Source organism: Trebonia kvetii, assembly GCF_007827045.1.
In the GTDB taxonomy this organism is placed as follows: Bacteria; Actinomycetota; Actinomycetes; order Streptosporangiales; family Streptosporangiaceae; genus Trebonia; species Trebonia kvetii.
In genome coordinates, this window is record NZ_RPFW01000008.1 from 222,753 (window position 1) to 236,313 (window position 13,561).

Here is a 13,561-nt window from a genome sequence, read left to right on the forward strand (position 1 = left end):
GGTCGTCGCGTCCGGCGACGGCAACATCTCCGCCTTCGAGCTGTGGAACGAGCCGGACTGGACGTGGAACACGTCCGCCGCCGGGGCGTTCGACGCGGGCTGGGCGCGCACCTTCAAGGAGGTCCGCGCCGACGACTCGTCCGCCGTCATCCAGGGTCCAAGCTACTCCGCGTGGAACAGCGGCTGGATGAGCACGTTCCTCACCGACGCCAAGGCAAGCGGCACCCTGCCGAACATCATCAGCTGGCACGAGCTGAGCGGCCAGGCGAACATCGCCGCCGACGTGGCCGCCTACCGCGCGCTTGAGAAGAGCCTCGGCATCGGCCCGCTGCCGATCGCGATCGAGGAGTACGGCGAGACGAGCGAGGTCGGCGTGCCCGGCCCGCTGGCCGGCTACATCGCCAAGTTCGAGCGGGCCGGCGTCAGCAACGCCGAACTGGCCTTCTGGAACCACTACGGCACCCTCGGCGACACCCTCACCGACACCGGCGCCTCGCCGAACGCCGCCTACTGGCTCTACCGCTGGTACGGCTCGATGACCGGCAACATGGTCACCACCGTGCCGCCCGCGCAGACCGGCCTGGACGGCGCCGCCGCCGTCAATTCGGCGGGCAACCAGGTTAGCGTCATCTTCGGCGGCGGCAGCGGCTCAACGGCCGTCACCGTTAACGGGCTCAGCTCGCTGTCCGCGTTCGGGTCGACCGCGCACGTTGTCCTCGAGCAGACCGCCTCGCCCGGGCGGACCACCGCCGTCGTCGGGCCGACGATCATCTCCAGCGGCAACTACACCATCTCCGGCGGTTCCATCACCGTCTCGATCAGCTCGATGAACGCGGCCAACGGCTACCACCTGCTGATCACGCCGGGCAGCAGCCCCGCGTTCTCCGGCTCCTACAAGATCAAGAACGTCAACAGCGGCCTGGTGCTCGACACCAGCGGCAGCGGCACCGCCCAGGGCACCGCCGCCGTGCAGGCCACCTCCTCAAGCAGCCCCACCCAGTCGTGGACCCTGGTCTCCGAGGGCTCCAACGTCTACGAGATCCAGAACAAGGCCAGCGGCCTGCTGCTCGGCATCACCAACGAGAGCGTCACGGCCGGCGCGGACGCGCTCATCTGGGGCAACAACGGCACCTCCGACCACCTGTGGACCCTGGTCTCCGCGGGCAGCGGCGAGTACAAGATCGTCAACTACAACAGCGGCCTGCTGCTCGGCGTGACCAACGCCAGCACCGCATCGGGCGCCGCGGTCCTGCAATGGACCGACAACGGCACCGCCGACCACCTGTGGACGCTGACCGCGGGCTGACCGGGTCTACCGCGGCCCCGGGCTCCAGCCCGGGGCCGCGGCCCCATCACTAGGCGATTTCCCGCATGACCGCCGCCCGCCCGGGTAGCGCGGCGGCATGGCGATCACTGACTTGGCAAACGACCTCGCTGGCACCGGCGCCGCGGACCTCCGCCGGCTGGAGGCTGACCTGGCCGCGGCGGTCGACGGCGAGGTCAGGTTCGACGCAGGCACTCGCGCCGCCTACTCCACCGACGCGTCCAACTTCCGCCAGGTGCCGATCGGCGTGGTGCTGCCGCGCACCGTCGACGCGGCCGAGGCGGCGGTGGCGGCCTGCCGCGCGCACGGGGTCCCGCTGCTGTCCCGCGGCGGCGGCACCAGCCTGGCCGGCCAGTGCACCAACACGGCGGTGGTCATCGACTGGTCCAAGTACTGCCACCGCGTCCTTGACATTGATGCCGACGCCAGGACCTGCACGGTCGAGCCCGGAATCGTGCTCGACGTGCTCAACAACGAACACCTCAAGCCGCACGGCCTGCGCTTCGGCCCGGAGCCCGCCACGCACATGAACTGCACGCTTGGCGGGATGATCGGCAACAACTCCTGTGGCGCGACCGCGCAGCGCACCGGCAAGGTCGTGGACAACATCGAGGCACTCGAGGTGCTGCTCTACGACGGCACCCGGTTCTGGTGCGGCCCGACGAGCGACGAGGAGTACGCGGCCATCGAGCGCCGCGGTGACCGGCAGGCGCGCGTCTACCGTCGGCTGCGCGCGCTCCGCGACCGCTACGCGGACCAGATCAAGGCGACATATCCGAATATTCCGCGCCGCGTTTCCGGCTACAACCTCGACTCGCTGCTGCCCGAGCACGGCTTCGACGTCGCGGGACTGCTCGTCGGCAGCGAGTCGACGCTGGTCACCGTGCTGCGCGCCAGGCTCAAGCTGGTCGAGGTGCTCCCCGAGCGGTCGCTCGTGGTGCTCGGGTACCCCAGCGTCGACAAGGCCGCCGACGCGGTGCCGCGCATCCTGGCGCAAAAGCACCAGCCGATCGCCCTGGAAGGCCTCGATCACCGGCTGATCACCGACGAGCAGATCAAGCACATGAACCCGCAGGCGCTCAAGGAGCTGCCCAAGGGCACCGCGTTCCTCATGGTCCAGTTCGGCGGGCACACCCGCGCGGAGGTCGACGAGGCCGCCGAGGGGATGCTCGGCGCACTGCACGAGACCGAGCATCAGCCCGACGTCTCCTTCTACGACGACCCCGCCATGGAGGACGAGCTGTGGGCGGTCCGCGAGGCCGGCCTCGGCGCGACCGCGCACGTGCCCGGCCACCGCGACACCTGGGAGGGCTGGGAGGACTCCGCCGTCCACCCGGATCAACTCGGCGGCTACCTGCGGGACCTGCAGAAGCTGTACGACGAGTTCGGCTACAGCGACGAGACGGGACCGAGCCTGTATGGTCACTTCGGCCAGGGCTGCGTGCACACCCGCATCCCGTTCGGGCTGTACAGCACCGAGGGCGTCGCCACCTACCGGCGGTTCATGGAGCGCGCCGCCGACCTGGTGGTCAGCCACGGCGGCTCGCTGTCCGGCGAGCACGGCGACGGGCAGTCCCGCGGCGAGCTGCTGCGCCGGATGTTCGGCGACGACCTGGTAGGCGCGTTCGAGGAGCTCAAGCAGGTCTTCGACCCGGGCAACCTCATGAACCCCGGCAAGGTCGTCCACCCGGCCCGGCTCGATGAGCACCTCAAGCTGGGCGGCGACTGGTCGCCCGCCACCCCGCAGGACCTGTTCTTCCGCTTCCCGAACGACGGCGGGTCCTTCGCGCAGGCCGCCGGCCGCTGCGTCGGCGTGGGCAAGTGCCGCCACCACGACAACAAGGGCGGCTCGGTCATGTGCCCGTCGTATCAGGTCACGCTGGAGGAGGAGGACTCCACCAGGGGACGGGCCCGGCTGCTGTTCGAGATGCTCAACGGCCACGGCGACTCCCCGGTCGGCGACGGCTGGCGCAGCGACGCGGTCAAGGACGCGCTCGACCTGTGCCTGTCCTGCAAAGGCTGCAAGGCCGACTGCCCGGCCGACGTGGACATGGCCACCTACAAGGCGGACTTCCTCGCCCACCACTGGCAGGGCCGCCAGTGGCGCCGCCCGCGCTCGGACCTCGCGCTCGGCTGGCTGCCGCTGACCGCCCGCGCCGTCACCAGCCTCGGGCTTGCCCCGGTCGTCAACGCCGTGACGCACACGCCCCTGCTGCACGGCCTCGCCATGAAGCTCGGCGGCCTGGAAGACCGCGAGGTGCCGCTGTTCGCCGCCCAGACCTTCGAGCAGTGGTTCCGGGCTCGTGATGGACACGCCGGCGACGGACAGCACGGCACGGTCATCCTCTGGCCGGACTCGTTCACCAACTACTTCCACCCGCACGTCGGCCAGGCCGCCGTCCAGGTGCTCGAATCGGCCGGCTGGCGCGTGGAACTGCCGCCGCAGCCGGTCTGCTGCGGCCTGACCTGGATCTCCACCGGCCAGCTCGCCACCGGCAAGAAGATCCTGGCCAGGACCGTCAAGACCCTCGCGCCGCACGTCAGGAACGGCGGCTTCGTCGTCGGCCTGGAACCGAGCTGCACCAGCGTGTTCCGCGGCGACGCCGCCGAGCTGTTCCCCGACGACCAGGACGTGCACCGCCTCCGCGACCACACCCTCACCCTCGCCGAGCTGCTGGCGGAGCACACTCCCGGCTACACGCCGCCCGCGCTGCGCCGCAAGGTGATGGCCCAGGTCCACTGCCACCAGCACGCCGTGCTCAACTGGGACGCCGACGAGAGGCTGCTCGGCCTGGCCGGCGCCGAAACCGAGCACCTGGAGACCGGCTGCTGCGGCCTGGCGGGCGACTTCGGCTTCCAGGCGGGCCACGGCGAGATCAGCCGCGCCATCGCCGAGCGCGCCCTGCTCCCCAGGCTCCGCGAGGCGAACCAGGGCGCGGTCATCCTCGCCGACGGCTTCAGCTGCCGCACCCAGATCCACGAGCTCGACAGCGGCGACCGCGAGGCCATGCACCTGGCCGAGCTCCTCGCCACCGCGGGCAACCTCGGCTACGACCACCCGGAACGCGACGCCGCACCGCGCCAGGCCGAGCCGGGCCCGGCCGCCAAGGCCGCGGTCCTCGCCGTCACCGCTGCCGCGGTCGCCGCGGCGGCCGGAGCCGGCGCCGCTACGATAATCAGGCTGCGCGCCTGGCGTCAGATTTGCCGCAGATCTGGGGAGCCGTCGGGTGCGGGCTAGACGCTGCAGCGGCGTGCCAGGTACCGGCGACTGGCCGGCACGGTTGCCGCGATGCGCGACGCCGGTGGCACGCCAGCCGTGCTCGATATCGCCGGAGCCAGAGGCGGCACGGACGGCATGGACACCGCGATCGCCGACGTCGGCCGCGTAGGCCGCTGAGGCCGTAGTGCGCCGAACCGCACTGCGGCCTTGCGCTTGCCCTCGAGGTCCGGCTCGTACAACAGCGGTACCGGATGGCCAACCTGGGTGATGCGGCGACCCCGCTGGTTCAGCCCGGCTGGCGGCGGTGACGGTCTGGTGCCGCTATGCGGCCGGCTTGCGGTGCCGTTGTGTGGCCGTGGTGTTCTTCTTCGCCTGCGCCTGCTTGCCGCCCGTCTTCCCGGACTGCGACTTCACGCCGGCCTTGGACCCGCCGGATGCCTTGCCCGGCTTGCTGGGGCCGGACGGCTTGCCGCGCCCCGTTTTCTTCGCGGCGTCGACGCTGGCCTGCAGCGCAGCCGTCAGGTCGGACGCGTTGGTCGCCGACGGCGGCCCGGCGGCCGGCTGGAACTCCTGCCCGTTCTTCTTCGCCTCGATGAGCTCGTTAACCCGGTCGGTGTAGGTGTCGCGGTAATCCGACGGCGTCCACGGCCCGCTCATCGCCTCCACCAGCTGGCGGGCCATGCGCACCTCTTGCTGCGACAGCTTGACCCGGCCCGGCAGGTTACCGATTTCCGCTCGCGGGTCACGGACCTCATCGGCGAAGAACAGGGTCTCAAGCGCCAGCAGGCCGCCGTCCGCGCGCACCGCGGCCAGGTACTCCTTGCCGCGCATGACGAAGCTCGCGATGGCGGCCTTGCCGGAGTCTTCCATCGCATCCCGCAGCAAGGCGTAGGGCTTGGCGGCTTCCCCGCCGCCCGGACCGAGGAAATACGTCTTGTCGAAGTAGATCGCGTCGATCTCGTCAAGGCCGACGAAGGCGTGAACGTCCATCGACCGGGACCGGCCAGGCGCGACGGAATCAAGCTCGTCCTGCTCCAGTATCACGTAGTTCCCACCGCCGACGTCGGCTCCCTTGACGATGTCGGCGTACCCCACCTCGTCCCCGGTGCGCTCGTTGACCCGCTGGTACCGGATGCGGTCGGCGGTGCCCTCCTCGAACTGGTGAAACGCCGGCCGGTGCGGCTCGGTCGCCGAGTACAGCTCCACCGGAATCGCCACCAGGCCGAACGACAGTACCCCCGACCAGATCGCCCGCGCCATACGCTGCTCCCTCCAGCCGTTACTCAGTCATGTCAAGGCAGGTCACCGCCCAGATCGTGGAACGTGCGGCGGCAACCCTCACCCTCGGTGACCCTGGCTTTGTGCCGAGCCACCGAGACCAGCCTCTCCCCGCGCATAGGGAAACTAATCCTGGGGCGGGACAAGCGCCGTGACCCAGGCAGCCAGCTCAGGACACCGGCGTTTGGCGGACTGGCAGAGGGTAGCCGCGGCGGCACGAGCCCCGGCTACGAGGACTGGACGAAGAAGCAGCTAGCCGAGCGTGCCCGCGAAATCGGCGTCAAGGGCCGCTCATCGATGAGCAAGCAGCGGCTGATCTCCGCCCTCCGCAACCACTGACGCCCGCCCGAACAGAACTCCTCCCGGCCGCGACGGACGCTTCAAGCCCGGCTTGCTGGCCGGACGGCTTGCCACGCCCCGTCTTCTTCGCGGCGTCGACGCTGGCCTGCAGCGCAGCCGTCAGGTCGGACGCGTTGGTCGCCGACGGCGGCCCGGCGGCCGGCTGGAACTCCTGCCCCGTTCTTCTTCGCCTCGATGAGCTCGTTAACCCGGTCGGGCCAGTAGCTGCCTCCTGTGGTTTCGGCTGGTGACCATGGGTAGAGAGCTTCTCCAATAGCCAGACGTTTCCCCGGTCAAGGAGGAGAGACCAGATGCCACAGGGGATTATCGAGGCCTTGCGCCAGGATCATGACGAGGTCCGGCAGATGTTCGCGCAGCTGGAGACAGCAACCGGCGACCAGCGACGGGATCTGTTCCACCGGCTTGTCGGCGAGCTCATCCGCCACGAGGTTGCCGAAGAGGAGATCCTGCGGCCCGTCAGCAAGCGGGACGCGGGAGAAGAGATCGCCAACGCCCGGATCCGCGAGGAGAGCCAGGCCGAGGAACTGCTCAAGGAGATGGAGAAGCTCGACACGGACTCCCCGGAGTTCACGGCCAAGCTCGGCAAGCTGCGGACGGAGGTGGAACGTCACGCCGAAGCCGAGGAAACCCAAGAGTTCCCGAAAGTGGCCCAAAAGGAGAGCCCGGAACGGCTTGAGCAGATGGGCAAGGTCTACGAGGCCGCCAAGAAGGCTGCACCAACGCGCCCCCATCCCTCCACGCCGAACACGCCTGTCGCCAACATGCTGGCAGGCCCGTTCGCCGCGGTTCTCGACAGGGCACGCGACGCAGTGCGAGACGCCATGAAGTCAAACTCTTAACAGCCAAGCCTCACCTGACGGCAAGGGACCGGCATCAACCAGGCACAGGGGGGCGGGATGAGACAGCTACGGATCACCAGACACCGCTCGGCCAGCGCGCGCCGGCGCGGCGAGATGGAGCAGCCGCTCCCCCTCGACCCTCGCGACCCGGACATCACCCGTGCCAAGCAGCTGCAGCGCCGGCCGCGGCAGCCGGGCGACCGCGGAGCACGATAAGGCCGCCGGTCCCTCGGCGCGGCTGGGCATTCCGGATCGGGTCGCGATCCGGGCCGCACCGGCGGGGATGCAACGCCTCGTTCTGCGTCGTCCGCGACGACCACGCCGTGCACGTGCTCGCCGGCCGCTGCCGACCCGCGGGCAGCGGACGACCGGAGCGCACTGACGGCCCATCAACAGGAGGGAATGAAATGAACCAGCCCGCACAGCAGCAGCAGCCCCCAGGCGAGACCGGGCGGCTCGAGCCGCGCCCGGACCACGGCGAGGAGAGCTACCACGGGTCGGGGCGGCTGGCAGGCAAAGCGGCCGTGATCACCGGCGCGGATAGCGGCATCGGCCGGGCCGTTGCCATCGCCTATGCCAGGGAGGGCGCGGACGTCCTGATCTCCTACCTCGACGAGCACGACGACGCCCGCGAGACCGCCCACTGGGTCGAGCAGGCGGGCCGCAAAGCCGTGCTCGTGCCCGGCGACCTCGCTGACCCGGCCCGCTGCCGAGCCGTCATCGATGCCGCCGTCGCGGAGTTCGGCAGGATCGACATCCTGGTCAGCAACGCGGCGCAGCAGATGACGCACGACAAGGTGGAGGACATCTCCGACGAAGAGTGGGACAGGACCATCGCGCTCAACCTCAGCGCGTTCTTCTACCTGACCAAGGCCGCGCTGCCGAACATGCCGCCGGGCGGGTCGATCATCGGGACGAGCTCGGTCAACTCCGACTCGCCGACTCCGACCCTGCTGCCCTACGACGTCACCAAGGCGGGCATCGCCAACATGACCGCGGCGCTCGCCCAGCTGCTCGCGCCGCGCGGCATCCGGGCCAACAGCGTGGCGCCGGGTCCGATCTGGACCCCGCTGATCCCGTCGACGATGCCACCCGAGCACGTGGAGAGCTTCGGCTCCTCAGCCGCCCTCGACCGGCCAGGACAGCCGGCCGAGGTCGCGCCCGCCTACGTGATGCTGGCATCCGACGAGGCCAGCTACATCTCCGGCGCGCGAATCGCCGTTACCGGCGGCAAGCCCATTCTGTAAGCGGATACGGGCCTTACTCGGCTGCGTTGTCGCCGAAGCCGACGCCGATCGCCTGGTCGTCGCGGTTTGCCTGCTCAATGCGTTCCTCCAGTCGCTGACGGCGTGGTTGCCTACCCTCGCCCCGTCCGTTAAACGCGCCTGGCGCCAGGGCGGACGGGGCCTCGTGCCCGTTCGGTTTGCGTCCGTACCGTCCGGGTAGCCGGCAGCCCGTTAGGCGGCAACGCGCCGCGACCCTGAGGGGAGGATGGCATGCGGATCGGTTACAAGCTGGCCACCGAGGGGTTCGGTCCCAAGGAGCTGATCAGGCAGGCAGTCCTTGCCGAGCGGGCCGGCTTCGACTTCGTGGAGATGAGCGATCACTACCACCCGGGGGTGGAGGCTCAAGGGCACAGCGCCTACACGTGGAACCTGCTGTCTGCGATCGCGATGAAGACCGAGCGGATCGGGCTCGTCACCGGGGTCACCTGCCCCACGGTGCGCTACCACCCCGCCGACGGCGACGCGGGGCCTTTCGCCCGGCTGCTCTCCGGATAGGCGAGCAAATAAGCCAGCGGAAGGAGGAGGCACGAGTGGCCACAGGCAAGCAGGTCAAGACGGCACGAAAGAACATCAGCAAGGCGCGCGAGGCGGCCGCCTCGAAACGGACGATCGCGCACCTGCCCAAGCAGACGAGAAGCGAACTCGGCAAGCAGGGAGCCGCGGTCGCACGGCGCAACCGGGCGGGCGGGGACTCCCCGAAGACAAGGGCTGAGCTGTACGAGATCGCCAAGCGGCGTGACCTGCCCGGGCGGTCCACGATGGGACGAGCCGAGTTGGCGCGCGCCCTGGGCGAGGAATAGGCAGAGGCGGACACCGCCAGGGCCCCGGGGGCCGTGGCTTACGTTCTTCTGCAATGCGGCGTACCTGCGAGACACGCTGGGCCGTGAGTGTGCCCGGGGGCGCTCGGTCGGCTCCCAGCGAGGTTAGGCAGGTCGCCTGCTGCGACAGCACCGCCATCGGGGCCTGCACAACGCCGCCAGGCAAACGCGGCTCATCATCCGGGTCAGCGCATCCGGCGCCATTGCCGAGACCCTCCTGAAGGTCTGCGGCCTACCCGGCGGCACCGCCGAGTCCGATGTCCCGCGACAGCGTCACCGCGCACTCCAGCATCCCCGCGTGCACGAACGCCTGCGGCAGGTTCCCGCGCAGCTGCCGCTGGTGCACGTCGTACTCCTCGGTGTACAGCGCGGGCGGCCCCGCCGCCGACCGGTTCCGCTCGAACCAGTGCGCGGCGGCGACCGGGCTGCCGTAGGCGTGCTCGACGAGCGCCATCCAGAACCCGCACAGCAGGAAGGCGCCCTCCGCCTTGTGCAGCGGCCGGTCGTCGTGCCGGAAGCGGTACACGAACCCGTCGGCGCTGAGCTCGTCGCGCACCGCGCCGATCGTCGCCTTGACGCGCGGGTCGGCCAGGTCGAACCCGCCGCGGATCACCGAAAGCAGCAGCGCCGCGTCGGGCCGCTCGTCGTCCGGCGCCCGTTGCCAGCGCCCGCCCGGGTGCACGCAGTCGGCGAGGCTGGCGGTGATCGCGTCGGCGAGCGAGCTCCATCCGGCCGCCTCCCGGTGCCCGTGCCCGCCGGGCGACCCGGCGGCCGCCGCCGCCGCGATCGCGCGCAGCCCGGACACGCAGGCCATCCGCGAGTGCGCCCAGCGCTGGCTGTCCAGTTCCCAGATGCCGGCGTCCGGCTCCTGCCAGCGCTTTTCTATCGCGTCGGCGGCAACGCTGACCGCACGCCAGTCGTCCTCCGCCAGCATGCCATGCCCGGCGGCGGCGGCGAGCAGGGACAGCGTCTCACCGAACGCGTCGAGCTGGAACTGCTTGCGCACCCAGTTGCCGGACCGCGGCTGCCCGCCGGGGAAGCCGCGCAGCCGCAGCGCCCGCTCGCCGCCGATCGGCTCGCCTGCCACCGTGTACGCGGGCATGAGCCCTGGCCCGTCGACGAGCAGCCGCTCGGTGATGAACCGGACCGAGTCGGCCAGCATCGGGTGCGGCCCGTGGGCGGCCATGGCGAGCCCCGCGTAGCACTGGTCCCTGATCCACGCGTAGCGGTAGTCGTAGTTGCGCCCGGCCTCGAGCCGCTCGGGCAGCGACGTGGTGGCGGCGGCGACGGTGGCGCCGCTCGCCGAGGTCAGCCCGCGCAGCACCGCGTAGGCGTGCCGCGCGTCAGCCACGGCGATCAGGTCGTCGCAGGCGGGGACCGCCTGCGACCAGTCCTGCTCCGTCGCCGCCCAGTAGGCCTCCGCGCCGGTGCCGCCCGCCGCCAGTTCCCTGTCCGATATCTCCAGAACGAGATCGTGGTGCCCGCCCGCGGCGAGTTCCACCCGCATGGCCAGCCCGCCATCGACGTGTCGCGCCCGCCCGGCCCCGGTCCAGCGGAACCACAGCGGGCCGCTCCGCCCCGTCCATACGTCCGCGTGTTCGGCGTCACTGTGCCGCGCCAGATCCGTCATCGGCGAGTGCCCGTAGCCGGCCCGCAGGTCGAGCCGCACGTAGGCCCGGACGTCGCCGTCGAGCGCCTCGATCCTGCGCAGCAGCACCACGCGGTGCGGGTCGGCGGGCATGGCCAGCGCCTCACGGCACTCCATCCGCCAGTCCCCGACCCAGCGGCTGCGCCAGATCAGCGTGCCGCTCTCGTAATAACCGCCCCACACGTGCCACCGGTCGGCGGGCGTGACGCGGTAGCAGCCGCCGCCGCCGAGCAGACCGGACAGCACGGCCGGGCTGTCCCAGCGCGGCGCGCACAGCCAGGCGACGCTGCCGTCGGGCCCGATGAGCGCGCCACGCTCGCCGTCCGCGACGAGCGCGTACTCGCGCAGCACCCGCGGCGCGGGCACCGCATCCGCAATGTCCTGGTTCGCCCTGCGCGCAGTAGCCATGACATTCCTACTTCCTCGGTCACATGCTTCTATGCGCGGCGTTTGGCGAGCCCGATGCCTGGAAGTAGGAGTGGATTCCAGGCAAGACGGCAACCAGAGGAAGGCAGGCGTGCTCATGACCGAGCCAACGAGCCAGCCGATGCCCGACGTCCCCCCGGCAGAGGTCGTACCGGTACCCGCGCCGGCGCCAGGGCCGCTCAAGGAGCCGGCAACCACCCGGCCGGCCGCGCCGCGCACCATCGTGGTCACCGGGGCGAGCGCCGGCATCGGCCGGGCCACCGCGGAGCGGTTCGGCCGCCGCGGCGACCGGGTCGCGCTGATCGCACGGGGCGAGGACGGCCTGCGCGGCGCGGCAGAAGCGGTAGAACGGGCGGGCGGCACCGCCCTGGTGCTGCCGTGCGACGTGGCCGACTTCGACGCGGTGGACCAGGCGGCCGATCGCGCGGAAGCCGAGCTCGGCCCGATCGACGTGTGGGTGAACGTGGCCTTCACCTCGGTGTTCGCCCCGTTCACCAAGATCACCCCGGCGGAGTTCAAGCGGGTCACCGAGGTCACCTACCTCGGCTACGTATACGGCACGATGGCGGCACTGCAGCGGATGACGCCCCGCGACCGCGGCACGATCGTCCAGGTCGGCTCGGCGCTCGGCTACCGCGCGATCCCGCTCCAGTCCGCCTACTGCGGCGCCAAGCACGCCGTCAACGGGTTCACCGAGTCGGTCCGCTGCGAGCTGCTGCACGACCACAGCAACGTCAAGATCACCATCGTGCAGATGCCGGCCGTGAACACGCCGCAGTTCTCCTGGGTCCGGTCCCGGCTGCCCAGGCAGCCGCAGCCGGTCCCGCCGATCTACGAGCCGGAGGTCGCTGCCGAAGGCGTCGTCTTCGCCGCCGAGCACCCCGACCGCAAGGAGTACTGGGTGGGCGGGTCAACCGCGGCGACGATCTTCGCCCAGAAGTTCGCCGCGCCGCTGCTCGACCGCTACCTCGGCAAGACCGGGTACGACTCACAGCAGACGGACCAGCGCGAACCCGCGAGTCGTGCGGACAACCTGTGGCAGCCGCTGGACCAGGCGCCGGGCAGTGATCACGGCGCGAACGGCGAGTTCGACGAGAAGTCCCGCTCGCACAGCGGGCACACCGCGCTGTCTGAGGCAACGGAAACGGCAGGGGCGGTTGTCACCCGCGCCTTCGGGTCGCTGATCACCACCGCTCGAAGCGGCACGGCTCGCCGGCGACAGCGGTGATACCCGCGCAGTCGGCGCCGCTTGCCGACCTCGACTTCCCCACGGTGGAGGAGGTCGCCGCGGCGGTCTACGAGATCAACACCGACCGACCGGAGGCGGACGGGACGCTGGCCTGGTCCAAGACCACCCTGATCACCGCGCGGGTCACCGCCGGCGGGGCGGCCGGGCTTGGCTACACCTACGCCTCGGGGGCGTGCAAGCCGCTCATCGAGGGCGAACTGGCCGGCGCGGTCGCCGGCCAGTCCGTCCTCGACACCGGCGCGGCCTGGCAGGCGATGGTCAGGGCGGTCCGCAACCTGGGCCGCCCGGGCCTCGTCTCCTGCGCGATCTCCGCGGTGGACACCGCGCTGTGGGATCTCAAGGCGAGACTGCTCGACCTGCCGCTCAGCGGCCTGCTCGGCCAGGTGCGCAAGGCGGTTCCCGTCTACGGCAGCGGCGGCTTCACCACCTACGACGAGCCCGTGGCGCGGGCTCAGCTTGAACGCTGGACAAGCGACATGAAGATCCCCCGCGTCAAGATCAAGATCGGCGAGTCCTGGGGCACCGCGGAGCGCCGCGACCTGGCAAGGATCGCCTTCGCCAGGTCGGTGATCGGCCCGGACGCCGAGCTGTACGTCGACGCCAACGGCGGCTATACCCGCAAGCAGGCCATCAGGATGGCCCGCGCCATGGCCGAGCACGGCGTGACCTGGTTCGAGGAGCCGGTCACCTCGGACGACCTGGACGGCCTGCGCGAGGTCCGCGACCAGGTCGACCCGGACGTGACGGCGGGGGAGTACGGCTACGATCTGCCCTACTTCTCCCGCATGGTGGACGCCAACGCGGTCGACTGCCTCCAGGTCGACGTCACCCGCTGCGGCGGCATCACCGAATGGCTCCGGGCCGCCGCCGTCGCCGCCGCCAAGGGCCTCGAGGTATCCGGTCACTGCGCGCCGAACCTGCATGCCCACGTCGCCGCCGCCACCCCGAACCTCCGCCACCTGGAGTACTTCCACGACCACGTCCGCATCGAGACCATGCTCTTCGACGGCGCCCTCGACCCCGCCGGCGGTGCCCTCCACCCCGACCCCACCCGCCCCGGCCACGGCCTGACCCTCAAGGACACAACGGCCGCCCGCTTCCGCACCGCCTGAC

General features: G+C 70.9%; 11 protein-coding genes and 1 pseudogene. 10 read left to right on the forward strand and 2 right to left on the reverse strand.

Going from position 1 to position 13,561, the window contains the following annotated elements:
• Positions 1–826: 826 nt before the first annotated feature.
• Together EAS64_RS46420 and EAS64_RS35730 are read left to right on the forward strand one after the other, a co-directional pair.
• On the forward strand, positions 827–1,306 hold the full coding sequence (locus EAS64_RS46420; RefSeq protein WP_246116046.1) for an RICIN domain-containing protein: 480 nt from the start codon (positions 827–829) through the stop codon (positions 1,304–1,306).
• Positions 1,307–1,403: 97 nt separating this feature from the next.
• Entirely contained in the window at positions 1,404–4,562 is a 3,159-nt protein-coding gene (locus EAS64_RS35730) for an FAD-binding and (Fe-S)-binding domain-containing protein (RefSeq protein ID WP_145860378.1), read from the forward strand.
• A gap of 303 nt (positions 4,563–4,865) precedes the next feature.
• Here EAS64_RS35730 and ku read toward each other — a convergent pair whose 3' ends face one another.
• Entirely contained in the window at positions 4,866–5,804 is a 939-nt protein-coding gene (ku, locus tag EAS64_RS35735) for a non-homologous end joining protein Ku (protein ID WP_145860380.1), read from the reverse strand.
• 87 nt (positions 5,805–5,891) lie between these two features.
• Here ku and EAS64_RS35740 point away from each other — a divergent pair, with 87 nt between their 5' ends.
• The 6 genes and pseudogenes from EAS64_RS35740 (at position 5,892) to EAS64_RS35760 (ending at position 9,107) form a co-directional block, all read left to right on the forward strand.
• A complete protein-coding gene (locus EAS64_RS35740; RefSeq protein ID WP_145860382.1) occupies positions 5,892–6,161 on the forward strand; it encodes a Rho termination factor in 270 nt (89 codons plus the stop codon).
• Positions 6,162–6,472: 311 nt separating this feature from the next.
• Positions 6,473–7,021 carry a hemerythrin domain-containing protein gene (locus EAS64_RS35745; RefSeq protein ID WP_145860384.1) on the forward strand — a complete coding sequence of 183 codons (549 nt, stop codon included), beginning with the start codon at positions 6,473–6,475 and terminating at the stop codon, positions 7,019–7,021.
• A gap of 57 nt (positions 7,022–7,078) precedes the next feature.
• On the forward strand, positions 7,079–7,237 hold the full coding sequence (locus EAS64_RS44160) for a hypothetical protein (protein WP_187366421.1): 159 nt from the start codon (positions 7,079–7,081) through the stop codon (positions 7,235–7,237).
• Between the two features lie 191 nt (positions 7,238–7,428).
• Positions 7,429–8,268 (forward strand): SDR family oxidoreductase, encoded by an 840-nt coding sequence (locus tag EAS64_RS35750; protein ID WP_145860385.1) that lies wholly within the window; start codon positions 7,429–7,431, stop codon positions 8,266–8,268.
• 249 nt (positions 8,269–8,517) lie between these two features.
• Positions 8,518–8,760, forward strand: a pseudogene (locus EAS64_RS35755) (LLM class flavin-dependent oxidoreductase); the annotation flags it as partial.
• Between the two features lie 77 nt (positions 8,761–8,837).
• On the forward strand, positions 8,838–9,107 hold the full coding sequence (locus EAS64_RS35760; RefSeq protein ID WP_145860390.1) for a hypothetical protein: 270 nt from the start codon (positions 8,838–8,840) through the stop codon (positions 9,105–9,107).
• A gap of 250 nt (positions 9,108–9,357) precedes the next feature.
• On the opposite strand, the gene EAS64_RS35765 is transcribed toward EAS64_RS35760, so the two are convergent.
• On the reverse strand, positions 9,358–11,181 hold the full coding sequence (locus EAS64_RS35765; protein WP_145860392.1) for a glycoside hydrolase family 15 protein: 1,824 nt from the start codon (positions 11,179–11,181) through the stop codon (positions 9,358–9,360).
• Positions 11,182–11,296: 115 nt separating this feature from the next.
• On the opposite strand from EAS64_RS35765, the gene EAS64_RS35770 reads away from it, so the two are divergent.
• Positions 11,297–12,427 carry an SDR family oxidoreductase gene (locus tag EAS64_RS35770; RefSeq protein ID WP_246116024.1) on the forward strand — a complete coding sequence of 377 codons (1,131 nt, stop codon included), beginning with the start codon at positions 11,297–11,299 and terminating at the stop codon, positions 12,425–12,427.
• Complete coding sequence (locus tag EAS64_RS35775) at positions 12,424–13,560, forward strand: enolase C-terminal domain-like protein (protein WP_246116025.1); 1,137 nt, start codon at positions 12,424–12,426, stop codon at positions 13,558–13,560. The genes EAS64_RS35770 and EAS64_RS35775 overlap by 4 nt, the downstream gene beginning before the upstream one ends.
• The last annotated feature ends 1 nt before the right edge of the window (position 13,561 follow it).

What these genes read in the sequence shown, in the direction of transcription:
- EAS64_RS46420 (WP_246116046.1), top strand. Translation starts at nt 827, where the DNA reads ATGAACGCGGCCAACGGCTACCACCTGCTGATCACGCCGGGCAGCAGC.
- EAS64_RS35730 (WP_145860378.1), top strand. Translation starts at nt 1,404, where the DNA reads ATGGCGATCACTGACTTGGCAAACGACCTCGCTGGCACCGGCGCCGCG.
- ku (WP_145860380.1), bottom strand. Translation starts at nt 5,804, where the DNA reads ATGGCGCGGGCGATCTGGTCGGGGGTACTGTCGTTCGGCCTGGTGGCG.
- EAS64_RS35745 (WP_145860384.1), top strand. Translation starts at nt 6,473, where the DNA reads ATGCCACAGGGGATTATCGAGGCCTTGCGCCAGGATCATGACGAGGTC.
- EAS64_RS44160 (WP_187366421.1), top strand. Translation starts at nt 7,079, where the DNA reads ATGAGACAGCTACGGATCACCAGACACCGCTCGGCCAGCGCGCGCCGG.
- EAS64_RS35750 (WP_145860385.1), top strand. Translation starts at nt 7,429, where the DNA reads ATGAACCAGCCCGCACAGCAGCAGCAGCCCCCAGGCGAGACCGGGCGG.
- EAS64_RS35765 (WP_145860392.1), bottom strand. Translation starts at nt 11,181, where the DNA reads ATGGCTACTGCGCGCAGGGCGAACCAGGACATTGCGGATGCGGTGCCC.
- EAS64_RS35770 (WP_246116024.1), top strand. Translation starts at nt 11,297, where the DNA reads ATGACCGAGCCAACGAGCCAGCCGATGCCCGACGTCCCCCCGGCAGAG.